Origin of the sequence: Acinetobacter sp. FL, assembly GCF_040744925.1 — a bacterium.
Taxonomy (GTDB): domain Bacteria; phylum Pseudomonadota; class Gammaproteobacteria; order Pseudomonadales; family Moraxellaceae; genus Acinetobacter; species Acinetobacter radioresistens.
The window spans coordinates 21,663-38,820 of sequence record NZ_CP160438.1; the positions used below are offsets into that span (position 1 = coordinate 21,663).

Consider the following 17,158-nt stretch of genomic DNA (forward strand, 5'->3'; position numbering starts at 1 on the left):
CATGTCAGCCTATTTGCAACAGTGCCTTATCACGCCTAACCCAACAGGATTTTCAAGAGCTGAAGCGCAGGATCCAGGAGAAGGGACTTCGTTTAGTCGTAGCAGATCTTCCTACTACCTACCAAATGATTCAAACCAGTGACAGCATTACTCATTCAATCTTGGAACTCATCAACAATATGTTGATTGATCTCCTGGCAACAATGGCCCGTCTAGACAATGAGAAACGTATAGAACGTATTAAGCAGGGCCTAGAACGTTCGGGTTACAAGCCAACAGGTAAGAAAGCCAATGAGGCTAAGCACAAACGAATAAAAGAATTGCTAGCATCTGGCAATATGACTAAGGAAGAAATTGCCAAAGCAGTGAATTGTGGAGTTGCAACTGTCTATCGAGTTGCTAAAGTCATTTAAAAAGGCTTGTATCAGTGCTTCCCTTATGTCATATCTATTTACAAAGGAGCAAGGCATTCTTAAAGATCAAAAGACGGAATTAATGATGAAAAAGCATTTGATTTTCCTTGTTTTTATAGTGATGGTTTTTATTTTAGCTCTAGTTGTAAAGATTAATAATGATCATAAAAAAGCGCAAGCATTAAACAAATTGGAACTAGTTGAAAAGAAAATCCATTAGGTAAAAATTGACTTATACTTATTTAAATAACGCTAATAACTAAGCCCAAAAAACACCTAGACCCAGTGCTATACACGCTTAGTTTTTTTATATTTCAAAAGAGTATTTTAGCAAATATCATAAAAGACCGGTCTATTCTTAAGCCGGTTTTTTATATCGCAGATCATCATGGCTTCATCATAGATATATGAATATTAAGATAAATAAAAAGCCCTATAGTCTCTCCCGTTACTATAAGGCTTATAAAACGCTGTAATTTTTTTCTTAATTACCTACTTTTCGATGTAGGTTATAAATATATTTTACCTATTGGTAAAAATAAAGATATAAGACAAAAGATGAATACGTTAGGAATTCCGCGTAAAAACTACTATGTAACTCCAAAATAGAACTGTTCTCGATAAATAATGAGCTAATTAACAGTACATATTCGGCTCAAAATATGAGTCGAATTTGTGCTATATTTAACTCATCTTAGATTTTAGATGAGAGAGATTGAAAATGCAGAAATGGATTTGGCAAGCAGAAAACTGGACAAATTTCACATGGCAAGATTCAACTATCTTACCTAAAACTAGACAGATACATCAAAAAATAGGAATTCTTCTTGGACAAAGTCAGCATGATTTAGCGAAAGAACAATTCACTCTAGATACTCTACTTGCCAATCTCGTTGCTTCATCAGCAATTGAAAATGAAACCCTCAATGTTTTTTCATTGCGATCATCTTTAGCCCAACGCTTGGGTGTCACTCTTGAACAGCCTTATCCAAGCTCAGATCGATCAGAAGGTTTAGCCAATATCATGCTGGATGCGCTGAACGATGTTAAGCAACCACTGACTGTTGAGCGCCTCATGCAATGGCATCGTTGGCTTTTCAATGACCCCGACTGGACAATGCAACGTTTACGCATTGGTCAACTGAGGGGATCAGAGCCTATGCAGGTCGTTTCAGGTCGATTGGATTACCCTAAAGTACATTTTGAAGCACCGCCAAGAGAAGGCTTAGAAGAACGCTTACATACCTTCATAGCGTGGTTTAATCAGAGTCTGAATGATTCATTGCTTGATCCTCTGTTACGTGCAGGCATTACCCATTTATGGTTTGTTACCCTACATCCTTTTGATGATGGTAATGGCCGTATTACACGTACACTTACAGACCTTGCTCTAGCTCAAATGGATGAGCAAAGTATCCGTTTGTATGCAATGTCTACTGCGATATTAAATAAACGTAAAAGTTACTATGAGATATTAGAACAAACTCAAAAAAATGATTCTGATATCACAGATTGGCTGATTTGGTTTCTAGACACGTTGAATGAAAGCCTTGAAAAAACCTTAGCGCAGATCAGTCGAACATTGTTTAAAAGTCAATTTTGGCATAAATATTCAAATTTAGCCCTGGGTGAAGAACAACGTAAAGTTCTAAATCGTTTATTAGACGGTGGCGAAAATGGCTTTGAACATGGTATTAGTGCTTCGCAATATCAAAAGGTTGCTAAAGTCAGTAAGGCAACGGCTACTCGCCACTTATCAGACTTACTTGAGAAAGAATGTATCGTTAAATTAGAAGGTGGTGGACGTAATACACGCTATCAGATCAATACCCAGTTATAGATATTCTAAGCAATAAAAAACCCCGGCATCCTGCCGGGGTTTTTCGTATTGGTTCGCTCGGTATAACTCCTGTCCTACCTTACAGTCCTTGTGCTTATCTATTGTTATTCTTATATGGAACTTCCTGTTCCCGATGAGTTCATAATAGTAAAATTCCAGTATTCCGGATAGCAGCAAAGAGCCGAGATTGATGTGAGCCAAAACGTACAAAATAGCCTAAATTTTATCCACAAAAAATGTGGATAATTTTGGACATTGAGGCATTGATAAAATTTGAAAAATCTCAAAATTGATTACTTTTTAAACAAAATTATTGGCAAGAACTATCAAAAACGATCATAAAAAATCCGACTTGTTTCAAAGTCGACTTTTTCTTGTTTTTTGGCTTTTAGTTAATTTTTTAAGTCATTGATATTTAGATTAATATACAAGTGTACTTCGTATAACGCCCATTATGTTAAGTGGGTATGTTTTTCCGCTGAATAGTGAATTAAGAATGCTCTATAAAATCATTTGTTATTTGCCTTTTAAAGAAGGATTTATCTATGGGAAAGTGGCAATTAATACTTTCTTTACTTCATCTGACGTATTTGGATCTACTTTAAGCTCATTAACGGCTTCAATAATCCGTTTACGAACAGCTTCATTCTCTGGCAGTGAACCCTTAATCTCATGTTCTTTCTGAGTGAGTAGCGAAGCATTATTAAGAGCACCCAGAGCCAAAATTTGAACCTTTGGGTTCGTATCCTTTAAATAAGGAATAATATCGTCTGCTGCTTCAATTGGGTCTAAATTCGTTAGGGATACAAGAATTACACTTAATGCATCAGGGTTCGATTCATTTTGTTTCAACAAATCAACTAGCTTATGGATTTTATCTTCTCGTGAATATATAGGGCTATCATTAATAGCAATCGTACTTTTTACCCATTTAGGAGGCATTCCATGAGGGAGATTGGGCGCATTGTTAGTGATACCGTCATTAGCATTAAGAGTATTACGGTTGGAACTGATCTTTTCTTGAGTTTCCATCAGCTCTTTACTATGTACATCATCACTTTTTTGGGCAAAAATAAAAAATCCAATAAAAGCTACTACGATTGCCGTAATAACTAAATAAATCAACTTACTATTATTTTTCATATTACCTACGTTTTTAAATAAGAATGTTGTTACATCAATAGAAAAAGCATCAAAGAAACTTTAAATTATATTATTCACCAATTAAATAGGCTCATTCAACGCTTTTTCCAAGAGTTGATATAGTGTAATAATTATTGAGTAAATAAGAGAATTAAGTTAATGAAATACTCAAAAGAAAAAATAGTAAAAGCCCTATTACTTGCTCCTTTACCACTACTTTTTTTCACAGCATTGCTATTTATCATAATGAATCGTGAATATAGTCTATATTCAATTTTTGTGGTTTTTGCAGGGCATGGTCTTGTTTACTTAGCTTATAGTATTTTGACAGTACCTTTTAGCTTTATGGTCTCAATTCTTTTAAATCGTTATAGAGGTGGATCAGGAAATTTGAACAACACTTATAAGTGATATTTTGCTCCCCAAATGATGTTATAAACATCAATATATGGAGTATTTTATGGCACGTAGACCAAGAAGAAATCATTCAAATGATTTTAAAGCTAAGGTAGCACTTGCTGCGATTAAAGCAGAAAAAACACTTGCTGAATTGAGTGCTGAATTTGATGTTCATCAAAACCAAATTATCGACTGGAAAAATCAACTGATTTCAGCTTCCTCGCAAGCTTTCGATCAATCAAAAGCTCCAACAGAACCACCCATCGATCTAAAAAAACTACATGCAAAAATCGGTGAGCAGGCATTAGAAATTGATTTTTTAGAAGGTGTGTTGAAGAAACTGGGCCGCTTCAACCACAAAAGTTAATCGATGACTCACTTCAGATTTCAGTATCTAAGCAAGCTCAGCTGCTGAAAGTCTCCCGTGGTTGTTATTACTATCGCCCAAAACCTGTGAGTGCATCAGATCTGAAGCTAATGCGGTGTATGGATGAGTTACATATGCAATACCCTTTTGCAGGTAGCCGGATGATGCGTGATTTGTTGAATCGTCAAGGACATCATATAGGACGACGTCATACACGTACTTTAATGAAGAAAATGGGCATTAATGCGTTATATTGCAAACCAAATTTAAGCCAGGCTAATCAAGCTCACCGCAAATATCCATATCTGCTCAAAGGATTGGCTATTCAGCGCAGTAATCAAGTGTGGTCTACGGATATAACGTATATCCCTATGGCAAAAGGCTTTGTTTATTTATGTGCTGTGATTGATTGGCATAGCCGCAAGGTACTTGCGCATAGAGTATCGATTAGTATGGAGGTTACATTTTGCATAGAAACATTAAATGAAGCTATTGAAAAATATGGTCGACCTGAAATATTTAATACAGACCAAGGCAGTCAGTTTACCAGTGATGCATTTATTGATGTATTGAAATCAAATGGCATTCAAATCAGTATGGATGGTAAAGGTCGATGGGTTGATAATGTGATGGTTGAACGATTATGGCGGAGCGTTAAATATGAAGAGGTGTATCTCAAAGCCTACAGCAATGTTTTGGATGCGAAGAAGCAATTAAACGCATATTTTGAATTTTATAATTTGAAACGACCTCATTCGAGTCTGGACAAAATGACTCCAGATGAGTTTTACTATGACCAGCTACCACAACAAAATAAGGTAGCTTAACTAGAGCAGAGTATCACTTATAAATAAGCTTTTAGTTGTTCAAACATGTGGGACCACCTCTTTATAGTATTCTTAATTTGCTAACTATCTGTATTAGCTCTTTAATTATTGCTATGCCATTTTTTGTTCTTTTTGGATGGAGCCATACAGGAGAAGTTTCGAAAGAATGGTGGAAGATGTATACCGACACTTGGACTATCTTTATGGCTCTAATTCCAGGCTTGTCTTATTGGTTATTTTTAACTGATTTTAAAGTTAAAGAATTATTAAAGAAAAAAATAATATATTTCAATATATTAGCTTTTGTTTTGACTTATTTGTCTTTGTTTCATCAGAAATATACATTGATAGACCGGATAGTTGTAGACAAGCTTGGAAAAGTTGAAGTTATAGGAGGAGGATTTCCATTACAGTTTTTAGTAGATGGTGAAATATCTCCAGGCGGTAGTATAGCGCTAGATCCTTTAAATATTATTATAGGAATAGATCAATTCATTTTTTTATATTTTATTCTTGATTATTTATTTTGGCTTATGTGTCTTTTAGTCAGTTATGCGTTTTTTCGAAAGATAAAAGTGAAATTATAATGTCTAAAATATTTATAAAATTAGGAATTTTACTTGTAGGTCTATGTCTACTTCTAATCATTAATTCATACAAACAGAAATTAAATCATGATAAAGAGATGGCAACACAGACAACAATACTTTTCTTTAATTCACTTGCTAAACATGATCTAGAATCAGCAATCAAATATGTTTGGCCAGATGCGCGATTACATGAAGATTTAAAAAGTTCTGAAAGGTTTCTCTCTTTCAAAGACTCAAAAATTTTAGAAGTAGTAAGGATTAATTATGATTCAGCGGAAAGTAGACCTGAGTATTATCAAGAATTTTATAAAATTATTTCAGTGATGGTAAAAGTTAAAGTCGTCCATATAGATGATGCTGGTAGTCCAGTAGGTGACTATATTTTATTTATTACTCTTGTGAAACAATCTCCTCAATCTGATTGGCTAATTACAGAATTTGGTAGTGGGCCTTAAGATAGTAATTATAGAGAAAAGCTAAAATTAACATAATACACCTTATACGAAATTCTTATATTTTTTCTTTATTTTTCAATGGTATAATACAATCTTTAAAGCCCCTTTTCTCCAATCGGGGCTTTTTTATGATTTATTACGTTCCACGCTTACTATTTGATCAATGTTCCACGATTTTAATAAGTCAAGGTGAACAATCAGATCAGCCATATGGCCTTAAAGGATAAATTTCGTCATTTTATTATGGCCAACATCAGGGTGAAGTGTGTCTAAGCTTTTTTGAAGCGAATATCATCGACTTAGGTCCCTATTTGCAACAGTACCCTCTTTCTACCATTTTTATAGATCGCTGGTATTAGCCTTCCACCCTCTGCTGTTGAAATTCACTTGACCCAGTCTGTTGTTGTGCCTTGAAGGCTAAAACCAGGGCTATAAGTTTAAATTCTTCCAAACGTAACTTTAAAAATGATTCATGAATTCGGGTATGACCGAATGCTTCTCCATAATGATTGATCAGGATAAAGTCATCTTGTAGTGCCTGAATAAACAGGTCCACAGTGTCATGGTCTAATTGGGATAAATACAGATCAGCTTTACTGTTAAACACATGAGTAACCAGAGCGATGGCAAAAAGTTGGCGATTTTCTTCGACATACTCACATTGCCCCCCGTGCTTGCTGCAATGGCATTTTTTATTTTACAGCGGACTTCTTTTAACTGCCGCGCGGCATGAATCTCCCCATAGCCCGAGAGATTTTATGTTAAATAATAAAAATATCCTTGTAGTGACTTATATCTAAGGCTTAGGGAGATTTCTAATATATTCATAGGCAATGTAACACTCCCCTGTTTCAGATGCATGTCTTAGCTTTGCCTCCAATAAGACAGGAAAAGGTATCTTTGATTTCAGACATTGATGTATATCTCTACCTGAAATACAAACAATTCTATTACCATTTCCAAAAGCAGTTAAACCATCACTACTAAAACCTTGCCAACTGATAAAAACACCTCTAGTCCATGAAGCCTTTCCATTAAGCTTACCTTGGAATGCGTGTAGATCACTAGCTGGCGTTTCTTTACTATGCCATTTTGCTTCCATTAAATAGTAAGCCCCATCCACTCTAAAACTACCGTCTATTTGTTCCCCTGTATTTCTAAAGCTCCCTTTTGGATCCATTTTGAATACTTTAAATAGCTCATTTAACCATAGTTCAAATGCATATCCACGAGGATGAGGGGGTAACAGTTTAATCCTATCCATTTCGGATATTAAATGTGTGTAATCAATGTCACTGAATGAGTTTTTGGGTGGAATTACCGATGGCAATCTAGCTGATAAATTTTTATCTAAAGATTTTATACTTACGATCAGAGCATTGTATTCAGCTAGATCTCTAGTTGCACTAGACGGATCTAAAGACATACGGTATGACCATAATTTATCTAAAATATGCAAAGCGGTATCTGCATCGACTTTTTTGAGAAGACAGCGCACACGCTTAGCTTTACTTGTCCCATCTTCTTTGTACTGTTCATTATCAATGTCAATATTTAACTCTTCATCAAAGAAATGGATAAGGGTTCTATCACTAAAATCTAGAAGATATCCACCTTCTGCACCAAATATACGATTAAATATCGTTATGTCTCTAAGTTTTAACTTCATAAATATCCGTAGTTGAGCTAAAAGCCACCTTTTACTGTATTTTAAAAATTCATATAACTACCATTATTTTAAAGGAAGCTAACTTATAATTAACTCTAATCTATAAGTGGTTTAATATCAGAAATATTTAAATATCCTTTTATATCAATATTATCTTTATTTAATTTTACTAATACCCATCCTGTAGGTAAATTATCAGTTTTGTATACTTCAATTAATGTATTTTTTTCAATTTCTAAAATATTTTCTCCATCGGGTGTCGCTCTTAAGAAGCTGTTAGATGTTAATACCGCATGACCTTTAATATTATTTATGGAATTTACTATCTGATTTTTATTAGATTGAATAAGTTCTATTTCTGATGAGATCGACATAGCTATTGTTAAAATTATTGGTATAACAAAATTAATAAAAATATTATTTCTTTGTGGTTCAGGTGTGTTTTTAAAATAATCATAAATAATTGATCCACTTGATGTATCAAAAATTCCTATATCAATTAGTTCAGACGCTATATTTAGTGCATCTGTATCATGGATAACTGAATCTATAGCTTGAGCTGCATCTTTATCTATATGGAGTTCTTGTCCGTATAACTGGTTAAAATTATCAGTAATGTTTTTATTATTCTGAATAAAAGTAGAATCTCTATTTATTAAATTTTGTCTTTCTAACCATAAATCATTTGAAATTTTATGATGAAGACTTTGAATTTTAGTTTTTAAATCTGGCATTAGAGTAGTTGCTGCTAGAATTTTTTGTGTATCCGCTTCTAGACCTAATGATTCATTAATTGTTATAGATGAGGCATATTTTTTTATAGCTTCCATGGCAGCACTTTTATGATCCCACGGTCCTGCTACGTTGGCCATAGCAGCGCCAATAACACTGTTTCTGTTCCAAGGCTGAGTAGCTTTCTCAAGAGCTTCCATAGCAGCACTTTTATGATCCCACGGTCCTGCCACGTTGGCCATAGCAGCGCCAATAACACTGTTTTTGTTCCAAGGCTGAGTAGCTTTCTCAAGAGCTTCCATAGCAGAACTTTTATGATCCCACGGTCCTGCCACGTTGGCCATAGCAGCGCCAATAACACTGTTTCTGTTCCAAGGCTGAGTAGCTTTCTCAAGAGCTTCCATAGCAGAACTTTTATGATCCCACGGTCCTGCTACGTTGGCCATAGCAGCGCCAATAACACTGTTTTTGTTCCAAGGCTGAGTAGCTTTCTCAAGAGCTTCCATAGCAGCACTTTTATGATCCCACGGTCCTGCCACGTTGGCCATAGCAGCGCCAATAACACTGTTTTTGTTCCAAGGCTGAGTAGCTTTCTCAAGAGCTTCCATAGCAGAACTTTTATGATCCCACGGTCCTGCCACGTTGGCCATAGCAGCGCCAATAATACTGTTTCTGTTCCAAGGCTGAGTAGCTTTCTCAAGAGCTTCCATAGCAGAACTTTTATGATCCCACGGTCCTGCCACGTTGGCCATAGCAGCGCCAATAACACTGTTTCTGTTCCAAGGCTGAGTAGCTTTCTCAAGAGCTTCCATAGCAGCACTTTTATGATCCCACGGTCCTGCTACGTTGGCCATAGCAGCGCCAATAACACTGTTTTTGTTCCAAGGCTGAGTAGCTTTCTCAAGAGCTTCCATAGCAGAACTCATAGCACTATATTCATTCCTAGGTTTTGTAATTCTAGTGATAGTTTTATGGAGCTTTTCTATTCCACAAGGATCTAATAATTTATCTAAGTCGTATTTGAATGACATGATTTTTTAATCCCCTTATGGATTAGTAATAACTTTTAATTTTCCTAAAAAACATAATACATTCTATTAAAAATAAGCTTAATATCAATAACTTATATTTTAAGGTATCCAAACTATAACCGATTGACGTCTTTTTAGGATATTTCACCTATAGGTTATTGGAGGTAATCTAACTTATCAATATTTGCAAAATGGTGCCTGTAAAAAAAAAGAGTTTTCACAAAAATTCTGCATTACAAAATATATTATTAAGAAAAATATGACACCTACAATCAGGAAGGTAAGGCCACTTAACTTCCAATCAGTAACATCATCATTACCGCACTTACCGCAGTAGTAATAGTAACCCTTGATTCTTGCCCCACATTCGGGACAGTTTTTATGATTAATAAAGAAACTACTCATTTGCATTCCCTCAATTGTAATAATGTCGTTTTGAGAGAAATCTATCACAGTTTTTAATAAATGTCTTTTTTTAAACATCAAATGATGTTATAAAAAGGTCATTCGCTACTCTTTAGGATATTTCCGTTATGAATTTTAATCTTCTTGATGAAGAATCGATCCAGCCGTCTGAACCCACACCATGTGACTTCTTTACTGGTACAGAAGCAAACCTTATAGTGAAAAATCTCGGTTTACCTGATCTTGATTTAGTAAGAGAAGCTATTATGATTGGTGATGCTGACTTTAGAACCAATACAGTTTTCAATAAAGCCAGATTTATTAGCCGTTGGGGTAAAATTGGTGAACAGCTAGCTCTACTACTTAGAAAATCTGATCCGGGTTGGGTTTTCCATAACGAAAGCCAACCTCGTATTGAGAATACAGCCAAGAAGATACAAATTATCTTTATGACCGGTAACCTAGCATTAGGTCATCAAGATCAGATTCTATCAGCCTATTGTGAAAAAGGTTATATGACCTTAAAAAATATAAAAGATAACTATTCTACCTACGATGACGAGACAAAATTACGCACCTGGATTGTTTACTTTCCTTCAGCTTCGCATCCAGCATATAAAGATAGTGATCTTCCAACAATTCCATTTGAGATCGCCTACCCTACGAGTTTTGTACAGACCCCAACCAAGTCAAAAATTTCAATTTTGCCAAGCAACCACACTTGCAGAATCGCATTTGAAATAGATAATACTCTCCCAATCAAAACTGATCCAAAGCCAGTATTGGAGCCATCTGATGAGATCAAACCAGATGATTTCGATATTCAGCTTGTAGTTTAATCTGAGGTTAATGTGTTTAATAAAGATCGTTTACGTATTGCTAAAGAACTGCGTGGACTTAGCAATATCGATTTCGCAGAAAAATTAGGTTGCTCTATCTCTAAGGTAAAGCAACTTTTAGATGTGGATAAAGAAATCAATGACAATGATCAGCTCGAAATTAGCAGCACATTAAATTTGCCTATGTCATTTTTCATGAGGAATGACACGCAACCTCATGAAACCGATCAAATATTTTATAGATCCGTTGCTCGCATTAAAGCACAGCATAAAAAATCCAATGAGGCATATACTCTTTTGGCTGTAAATATTAATAAGTATTTAACTCAGAAAGTTAAGTTGCCTTCATTCCAGCGCCCGGACCTAGATATTACGGAGTGCTTGGGGCAGCATAAATATGCAGAATATTTAGCATCTGAACTAAGAGGCTTATGGGCTTTAGGTAATCAGCCTATTAATAATGTGGTTTCTTTGTGTGAACTAAAAGGAATCCGTGTCTTTAGATTGCCTACAGAAATTAAGGAAATCGATGCACTTTCATTTTTTGATGATGAAACTGGCAGTCCTTTCATATTTCTTAATACATTTAAGTCAGCTGAAAGAGCACGTTTCGATTGTGCGCATGAACTTGGACATATTGTTATGCACACGCATAATAAGAAAATTCGTGTTGAAAAGGACAACAGAGTTCTTGAAACTGAAGCAGATCAATTTTCTTCAGAGTTCTTAATGCCAACAGATGCATTCTTTGCAACGGCCCCTCGTTATTTGTCACTTGAAAATATGATTGAATATAAAAAGGTTTGGCGAACTTCTTTAAAGGCAATTAACTATAAAGCTCATAAATTGGGCTTAATTAGTGACTGGGTTAATCGAAGTAATTTAATGAAAATTAACTCTTTAGGTTTCAACATTAATGAACCAGAAGAAACTCACCGTGATGAGAGTTTAATGCTTCCAAAAATTATGTCTGTCCTCGCCTCTCACCCCTCATTTGATAAGAATAAAATGCTTGATGAAATCGGAATCTCTGAAGATGATTTCAATCAATTAACATTTGATTCTTTAGCTAAAATTGATATACCAAAGAAAAAATCTAAATTGTATATTCTTGAATGATAACTATGCTGGCCACTACCAGCATAACTTCTTGTAGGATTATGCTAGCGGTCCAGTGAACTTTAATTTATTTCATCACTTGCTGCATTTAAAAATCCGTTTTGCAAATAGCGATACACAGCCTGCCGGCTGATACCAAATGCTTTTGCCAGCTCAACTTTGGATGAATACTTCTTTTCGTCCCAAGCTTGTCGCAGGGCTTGAGCCTGATCAGGATTTAATTTATGGACACGACCTTTATATTTTCCTTGAGCAGCTGCGATCTTAATCCCTTCTTTCTGACGTTCTAGGATAATCTCTCGCTCAAAGGCACTGTTGCAAATAGGCTGACATGATAAGCTAAATATCTTATTTATTTCGAGATACAGCAGATGAATCCCTTCCACGGTCGGCACTTTCAAGGTGAAATCATTCTTTGGGCTGTTCGTTGGTATTGTAAATATGGCATCAGCTATCGTGAACTTCAGGAAATGCTCGCTGAACGTGGAGTGAATGTTGATCACACCACAATTTATCGCTGGGTTCAGCGTTATGCTCCAGAAATGGAAAAACGTTTACGTTGGTATTGGCGTAATCCTACAGATCGACATTTATGGCATCTGGATGAAACTTACGTAAAAGTGAATGGCAAATGGGCATATCTATACCGTGCAGTTGACCAACGTGGCCATACTCTTGATTTCTATCTTTCTGCTAGACGAAATACCCATTCAGCTTATTGTTTTCTTGGTAAGATTTTGAATCATGTCAAAAAATGGCAGATTCCACGAGTCATAAACACTGATAAGGCTCATACCTATGGCCGTGCTTTGTCGCGACTAAAACAGGAAGGAAAGTGTCCTGAAGACCTGGACCATCGACAGATTAAATACAAGAATAACGTGATTGAATGTGATCATGGCAAGCTCAAACGGATCATCAAGGCTACGTTGGGATTCAAGTCTATGAAAACGGCTTATGCCACAATTAAAGGAATTGAGGTTATGCGTGCTCTACGCAAAGGACAAGCTTCATTATTTTATAACGGTAATATTCTAGGAGAAGTTTGGCTAGTAAATAGAGTTTTCGGTCTCTAAGCTTTTTTGAAGGGAAAATCATTGACTCAGATCCCTATTTGCAACAGTGCCGTAGAAAAGCCCCTCTGATATTCAAATCATGCTGACTATTTTTGAGAAACAACAAGGCAGTGCCCAAATTCACCACGACACCAATTGCTGCCACCACCATAACGGTAACTGCAGCTACAGGACCAGGAGACTGTATCCGCTGGATAGATTCCCAGGCCAGAGAAAACATAGCCAAGAGAATCAGCATGGCATTGCCAAAACTGGCTAAAATGGAAGCTTTTTGCCAACCATAAGTATGACGACGATTGGCGTGAATACGCGCTACGCTATAAGCTGCCCATGCCAGCAGTAATCCACCGACATCAGTTAAGTTGTGACCTGCATCAGCCAACAATGCCATTGAATCTGTTTGCCAACCATAGAAAGCTTCAATTAAAACAAATGCAAAATTCAGGATGATGCCAATCGCAAATGCAGTACCATAATTCGCTGTTTCATGTTGATGAGAATGAGACATAATCGGCAAATATTCCAAAGAGACTATTATTAGTAATTAAAGCATTTTAAACTTCAAAGCAATTTCTTATTTTTCAAAGGAATCTTATAGCAGCCAACTATATACCAATAATAGTAAACGTAACTCAGATACCCCATCACTAACAGGTTCAGTATCTCCGAAATTTCTATCTTCTACATAGTCAATCCGAACTTGTATTCGTCTTTTAGCTTGTGAGCTTTTAATTTATAAAACCAAAATCAAATACTTAGTGTAAATTTAGCATTCTAAAAGCGGACATTTTTACTTTGGAGAAACCGGACATTTCTATTTTGGGCTTACATGTCTGTCTGTTTCGTGTATTGACCATTATGTTAAAATTGGGGGTATTTTAGCTGATTATTGATGTTTCTAATTTAGAAAAACTTGCAGATTCCTCCAACTTCTGTAATTCTTTGGGGAAGGGTGTCAGGTATTTTCCATGGCAGGTGTTTGTTGTAGTCGGGCCGCTATAACGCTAATAGCGAGCACCTGTATGTTTAATTTAAAGATTTTTAAAGCAATCTCTACCGAAGTCTTATCTGTAAAAAATTACTTAGAGTTAAACACTGAAATTCAACTCATCAATAAATATAAAACGGCAAAGTCAGATGCCTATAAAGAAGCTATTGTTTATATTCTTAAAGATCGGGGCTATACCCGTCTTGAAATAGGGCAGTTACTGGCTTAAGTATATAAAAAGCTTATAAAAATCTATCTTATGTAAATTATGAAAAAGTATCATCTTAATTAATGGTTAATTTTTTTGAAATGCCAATAAACTCCCTTTTTGAATTTTATTCAATTAAAGTTTTGAGCTATTAATTTTTATTGGGATTTTTGAAAAAATATTAATTGTTTATTTTAAAAGAATTGTGAGATTTATTAATGTCTATTCCTTCCTATAAAAGAAATGTGGGTCTAACCCAGAATTTAACAGAACGTAGTCTGAACGCTATAAACAGATTCCTACATATTGAAGCTGTGAGCGGTGGGATTTTGCTATTAGCAGCTGTTATTGCCTTATTTTGGGCGAATACAGAAGCAATATCAGAGTCTTATAGTCATTTTTGGCATACTCAAATTAATTTTAGTTTTGGGGAATATTCTTTTTCTCAATCTCTACATTTTATCATCAATGATATTTTAATGACCATTTTCTTTCTTGTAGTAGGAATGGAAATTAAGAAAGAAATTCATGATGGAGCTTTATCAAACATAAAGGCCGCTGTACTTCCAATAATTGCTGCTTTAGGTGGCGTAGTGGTGCCTATTTTAATCTATTTAGCACTATCTACTGATGAAATTAAATCTGGTTGGGCAATACCTGCTGCTACAGATATTGCTTTTGCAGTGGGTTTATTAGCATTATTAGGAAAATCGATTCCTTCTTCTGCAAGAATCTTTTTATTAACACTCGCTATTATTGATGACTTACTTGCAATTTTAATTATTGCTTTCTTCTTTTCAGGTGGTTTAGAACCTATTGGTTTTTTAATCGCCTTTATTGGAATTCTAGGTGTAATTGCGTTACAGAAAATGGGGTTCTTCTCAGCCTTTGTTTATATTCTTCCGGGTGCTCTTATATGGTTTGGCTTACTTAAAACAGGGGCACACCCAACGCTTGCAGGAGTTATTTTAGGACTTATGACTCCAGTTTTAACTAGACCAAATGAAGTGGATGCAATAGAACGCGCTAATGCTGCAATCTCAAATATTCGAAATAAAGCTATAGAAAATTCATCAGCTGAAATCAAAGCACTGGCACGTGCTAAGCGTGAAATTTTACCACCAGTTGTTAGGGTCAAGGATCTACTCCACCCTTGGGTCGCTTTTATTATTATGCCTATTTTTGCTTTAGCAAATGCAGGGGTGAATTTCGGAAATGTTAACTTTGAAGACACTTTAGCATTAAATACTATCTTTGCTGTTTCAATTGCACTTGTCGTAGGAAAACCTTTAGGAATTGTATTTTTTACATGGTTTTTTTCTAAATTGGGATGGGGGGAATTACCTAGCGACCTTAGCTTAAATTGGGTTTTACTAATTGGTCTCTTAGCTGGTATAGGATTTACTATGTCAATTTTTATCAGCAATCTGGCATTTGTAAATGAATCAAATATTTTAGAAGCAGCAAAATTAGGTATTCTCTTTGGATCAGGTTGTGCAGGATTTATTGGTTTATTATTTGGTTTTATTTTATTAAGGTCTAATAAAAAGCTCTAAATTAATGTAAATATCCAATGAAGCCTACTTGAGTCAAGTGGCTTCACTGGATATTTATTCAAAGCCCACAATAATGAGTGGATATTTGTCTAGGAGACTGGAGGTCGTTCATAATTTTATTCTTCTAAAAGACTTCTCAACATCCAAGCTATTTTCTCATGAACATCAAGTCTTTGAGTCAGCACATCTGCTGTAGGCTGATCATTCGCTTCATCTACGACTACATAAATACTTCTGGCTGTTCGAGCAACAGCCTCATGAGCATCCACTAATAGCTGAATCATTTCCTTCGCTTTAGGAACGCCTTCCACCTCTTTAATGGATGCTAATTTCACAAATTGCTTATATGTTCCAGGTGCAGCGAAACCTAACGAACGAATTCGTTCAGCAATAATGTCTAATGCATTCCATTGCTCAGTATATTGGTCCATAAACATATTGTGCAGACTGTTAAATTGAGGACCAGTGACATTCCAGTGAAAATTATGTGTCATCAAATATAATGTATAACTATCTGCCAATAATCTTGATAATCCGTCAACAATTTTGACGCGGTCATCATATGAGATACCGATATCAATATTTATCGTTTTGGATTCTTTTTTAGAAGCGGCCATTTTAAAACTCCTTTATTTTTAGTGCGGGATTTCTGGCACTGTTGCAAATAGGCTGACATGATAAGCTAAATATCTTATTTATTTCGAGATACAGCAGATGAATCCCTTCCATGGTCGGCACTTTCAAGGTGAAATCATTCTTTGGGCTGTTCGTTGGTATTGTAAATATGGCATCAGCTATCGTGAACTTCAAGAAATGCTCGCTGAACGAGGTGTGAATGTTGACCACACCACAATTTATCGTTGGGTTCAGCGTTATGCTCCAGAAATGGAAAAACGCTTACGCTGGTATTGGCGTAATCCTACAGATTTACATTCATGGCATATGGATGAGACTTATATCAAAGTGAAGGGGCGATGGACTTACCTGTATCGTGCAGTTGATCAACGTGGTCATACGATTGACTTTTACCTTTCCGCTAGACGGAACAGTAAATCAGCCTATTGTTTTTTAGGAAAGATCTTCAATACGGTGAAAAAATGGCAAATTCCACGGGTCATCAATACAGATAAAGCAGCGACCTATGGCCATGCTTTATCACGGTTAAAGCGAGAAGGAAAATGTCCAGTAGATATTGAGCACAGGCAGATTAAGTATAAAAATAATGTCATTGAATGTGATCATGGTAAGTTAAAGCGGATCATCAGGGCCACATTAGGATTCAAATCTATGAAGACGGCTTATGCCACAATTAAAGGTATTGAAGTCATGCGTGCACTACGTAAAGGACAAGCATCGTCATTTTATTATGGTCAGCCTCAAGGTGAAGTGTGTCTAATCAACAGGGTTTTCGGTCTCTAAGCACTTTTAAAAAGGAACTTCATCGACTCAAATCTCTATTTGCAACAGTGCCCTTTCCGGTGAGGGTTAAACTTAGTTTCGA

The 17,158-nt window shown here is 35.8% G+C and carries 16 protein-coding genes and 5 pseudogenes; 13 read left to right on the top strand and 8 right to left on the bottom strand.

All coding sequences use genetic code 11. From position 1 onward, the window contains the following. Positions 1 to 26: 26 nt before the first annotated feature. Together ABZP31_RS14980 and ABZP31_RS14985 are read left to right on the top strand one after the other, a co-directional pair. Positions 27 to 413, top strand: a pseudogene (locus ABZP31_RS14980) (helix-turn-helix domain-containing protein); the annotation flags it as partial. Positions 414 to 1,134: 721 nt separating this feature from the next. Further along, positions 1,135 to 2,253 (top strand): Fic family protein, encoded by a 1,119-nt coding sequence (locus ABZP31_RS14985; RefSeq protein ID WP_126064968.1) that lies wholly within the window; start codon positions 1,135 to 1,137, stop codon positions 2,251 to 2,253. A gap of 543 nt (positions 2,254 to 2,796) precedes the next feature. On the opposite strand, the gene ABZP31_RS14990 is transcribed toward ABZP31_RS14985, so the two are convergent. Further along, entirely contained in the window at positions 2,797 to 3,396 is a 600-nt protein-coding gene (locus ABZP31_RS14990; RefSeq protein WP_151984912.1) for a hypothetical protein, read from the bottom strand. A gap of 159 nt (positions 3,397 to 3,555) precedes the next feature. On the opposite strand from ABZP31_RS14990, the pseudogene ABZP31_RS14995 reads away from it, so the two are divergent. From ABZP31_RS14995 to ABZP31_RS15015, 5 genes and pseudogenes are all read left to right on the top strand, one after another. After that, positions 3,556 to 3,768 (top strand): annotated as a pseudogene (locus tag ABZP31_RS14995) (hypothetical protein); the annotation flags it as partial. Positions 3,769 to 3,856: 88 nt separating this feature from the next. Then, a protein-coding gene (locus ABZP31_RS15000; protein ID WP_223235881.1) for an IS3 family transposase occupies positions 3,857 to 4,989 on the top strand; the annotation gives its coding sequence in 2 pieces (ribosomal slippage) (positions 3,857 to 4,109 and positions 4,109 to 4,989; 1,134 coding nt in all). A 62-nt stretch (positions 4,990 to 5,051) separates the two neighbouring features. Next, positions 5,052 to 5,231 (top strand): annotated as a pseudogene (locus tag ABZP31_RS15005) (hypothetical protein); the annotation flags it as partial. Positions 5,232 to 5,282: 51 nt separating this feature from the next. Next, entirely contained in the window at positions 5,283 to 5,576 is a 294-nt protein-coding gene (locus tag ABZP31_RS15010; RefSeq protein WP_227504502.1) for a hypothetical protein, read from the top strand. 98 nt (positions 5,577 to 5,674) lie between these two features. Further along, the gene (locus tag ABZP31_RS15015; RefSeq protein ID WP_224223039.1) at positions 5,675 to 6,034 is read left to right on the top strand and encodes a DUF4829 domain-containing protein; all 360 of its coding nucleotides are present in this window, start codon (positions 5,675 to 5,677) and stop codon (positions 6,032 to 6,034) included. A gap of 355 nt (positions 6,035 to 6,389) precedes the next feature. Here ABZP31_RS15015 and ABZP31_RS15020 read toward each other — a convergent pair whose 3' ends face one another. The 3 genes from ABZP31_RS15020 to ABZP31_RS15030 all read right to left on the bottom strand — a co-directional run bounded on the left by ABZP31_RS15020 (position 6,390) and on the right by ABZP31_RS15030 (position 9,466). Next, positions 6,390 to 6,641, bottom strand: coding sequence for a DUF4041 domain-containing protein (locus tag ABZP31_RS15020; protein WP_104988057.1), 252 nt, complete (start codon positions 6,639 to 6,641; stop codon positions 6,390 to 6,392). Between the two features lie 189 nt (positions 6,642 to 6,830). Then, positions 6,831 to 7,703 carry a restriction endonuclease gene (locus ABZP31_RS15025; protein WP_253153465.1) on the bottom strand — a complete coding sequence of 291 codons (873 nt, stop codon included), beginning with the start codon at positions 7,701 to 7,703 and terminating at the stop codon, positions 6,831 to 6,833. A 95-nt stretch (positions 7,704 to 7,798) separates the two neighbouring features. Continuing rightward, positions 7,799 to 9,466, bottom strand: a complete 1,668-nt coding sequence (locus tag ABZP31_RS15030; protein WP_367156982.1) for a hypothetical protein — start codon at positions 9,464 to 9,466, stop codon at positions 7,799 to 7,801. Between the two features lie 533 nt (positions 9,467 to 9,999). On the opposite strand from ABZP31_RS15030, the gene ABZP31_RS15035 reads away from it, so the two are divergent. Both ABZP31_RS15035 and ABZP31_RS15040 read left to right on the top strand, forming a co-directional pair. Further along, positions 10,000 to 10,710, top strand: a complete 711-nt coding sequence (locus tag ABZP31_RS15035; protein ID WP_262476035.1) for a hypothetical protein — start codon at positions 10,000 to 10,002, stop codon at positions 10,708 to 10,710. A 12-nt stretch (positions 10,711 to 10,722) separates the two neighbouring features. Continuing rightward, positions 10,723 to 11,829, top strand: coding sequence for an ImmA/IrrE family metallo-endopeptidase (locus ABZP31_RS15040; RefSeq protein ID WP_104988052.1), 1,107 nt, complete (start codon positions 10,723 to 10,725; stop codon positions 11,827 to 11,829). A 62-nt stretch (positions 11,830 to 11,891) separates the two neighbouring features. Here ABZP31_RS15040 and ABZP31_RS15045 read toward each other — a convergent pair. After that, positions 11,892 to 12,137 (bottom strand): annotated as a pseudogene (locus ABZP31_RS15045) (helix-turn-helix domain-containing protein); the annotation flags it as partial. A gap of 63 nt (positions 12,138 to 12,200) precedes the next feature. Between ABZP31_RS15045 and ABZP31_RS15050 the strand changes: the two are divergent. Continuing rightward, positions 12,201 to 12,905: an IS6-like element IS1007 family transposase gene (locus ABZP31_RS15050; RefSeq protein WP_001067793.1), complete on the top strand. Its 705-nt coding sequence runs from the start codon at positions 12,201 to 12,203 to the stop codon at positions 12,903 to 12,905. 34 nt (positions 12,906 to 12,939) lie between these two features. On the opposite strand, the gene ABZP31_RS15055 is transcribed toward ABZP31_RS15050, so the two are convergent. Both ABZP31_RS15055 and ABZP31_RS15060 read right to left on the bottom strand, forming a co-directional pair. Further along, positions 12,940 to 13,413 carry a cation diffusion facilitator family transporter gene (locus ABZP31_RS15055; RefSeq protein WP_262476141.1) on the bottom strand — a complete coding sequence of 158 codons (474 nt, stop codon included), beginning with the start codon at positions 13,411 to 13,413 and terminating at the stop codon, positions 12,940 to 12,942. A 117-nt stretch (positions 13,414 to 13,530) separates the two neighbouring features. Next, positions 13,531 to 13,638 (bottom strand): annotated as a pseudogene (locus ABZP31_RS15060) (type II toxin-antitoxin system RelE/ParE family toxin); the annotation flags it as partial. Between the two features lie 289 nt (positions 13,639 to 13,927). On the opposite strand from ABZP31_RS15060, the gene ABZP31_RS15065 reads away from it, so the two are divergent. Beyond that, on the top strand, positions 13,928 to 14,122 hold the full coding sequence (locus ABZP31_RS15065; protein ID WP_005108969.1) for a hypothetical protein: 195 nt from the start codon (positions 13,928 to 13,930) through the stop codon (positions 14,120 to 14,122). A 197-nt stretch (positions 14,123 to 14,319) separates the two neighbouring features. Continuing rightward, complete coding sequence (gene nhaA / locus ABZP31_RS15070) at positions 14,320 to 15,657, top strand: Na+/H+ antiporter NhaA (protein WP_005108970.1); 1,338 nt, start codon at positions 14,320 to 14,322, stop codon at positions 15,655 to 15,657. Positions 15,658 to 15,773: 116 nt separating this feature from the next. On the opposite strand, the gene ABZP31_RS15075 is transcribed toward nhaA, so the two are convergent. Continuing rightward, complete coding sequence (locus ABZP31_RS15075) at positions 15,774 to 16,274, bottom strand: Dps family protein (protein ID WP_262476139.1); 501 nt, start codon at positions 16,272 to 16,274, stop codon at positions 15,774 to 15,776. A gap of 97 nt (positions 16,275 to 16,371) precedes the next feature. Here ABZP31_RS15075 and ABZP31_RS15080 point away from each other — a divergent pair, with 97 nt between their 5' ends. Next, complete coding sequence (locus ABZP31_RS15080; protein WP_001067790.1) at positions 16,372 to 17,076, top strand: IS6-like element IS1008 family transposase; 705 nt, start codon at positions 16,372 to 16,374, stop codon at positions 17,074 to 17,076. Positions 17,077 to 17,158: the final 82 nt, after the last annotated feature.

Bases quoted from the DNA above. Each gene is read 5' to 3' on its own strand.
- ABZP31_RS14985 (WP_126064968.1), top strand. From the start codon at position 1,135: ATGCAGAAATGGATTTGGCAAGCAGAAAACTGGACAAATTTCACATGG.
- ABZP31_RS14990 (WP_151984912.1), bottom strand. From the start codon at position 3,396: ATGAAAAATAATAGTAAGTTGATTTATTTAGTTATTACGGCAATCGTA.
- ABZP31_RS15015 (WP_224223039.1), top strand. From the start codon at position 5,675: ATGGCAACACAGACAACAATACTTTTCTTTAATTCACTTGCTAAACAT.
- ABZP31_RS15025 (WP_253153465.1), bottom strand. From the start codon at position 7,703: ATGAAGTTAAAACTTAGAGACATAACGATATTTAATCGTATATTTGGT.
- ABZP31_RS15030 (WP_367156982.1), bottom strand. From the start codon at position 9,466: ATGTCATTCAAATACGACTTAGATAAATTATTAGATCCTTGTGGAATA.
- ABZP31_RS15035 (WP_262476035.1), top strand. From the start codon at position 10,000: ATGAATTTTAATCTTCTTGATGAAGAATCGATCCAGCCGTCTGAACCC.
- ABZP31_RS15050 (WP_001067793.1), top strand. From the start codon at position 12,201: ATGAATCCCTTCCACGGTCGGCACTTTCAAGGTGAAATCATTCTTTGG.
- ABZP31_RS15055 (WP_262476141.1), bottom strand. From the start codon at position 13,413: ATGTCTCATTCTCATCAACATGAAACAGCGAATTATGGTACTGCATTT.
- ABZP31_RS15065 (WP_005108969.1), top strand. From the start codon at position 13,928: ATGTTTAATTTAAAGATTTTTAAAGCAATCTCTACCGAAGTCTTATCT.
- nhaA (WP_005108970.1), top strand. From the start codon at position 14,320: ATGTCTATTCCTTCCTATAAAAGAAATGTGGGTCTAACCCAGAATTTA.
- ABZP31_RS15075 (WP_262476139.1), bottom strand. From the start codon at position 16,274: ATGGCCGCTTCTAAAAAAGAATCCAAAACGATAAATATTGATATCGGT.
- ABZP31_RS15080 (WP_001067790.1), top strand. From the start codon at position 16,372: ATGAATCCCTTCCATGGTCGGCACTTTCAAGGTGAAATCATTCTTTGG.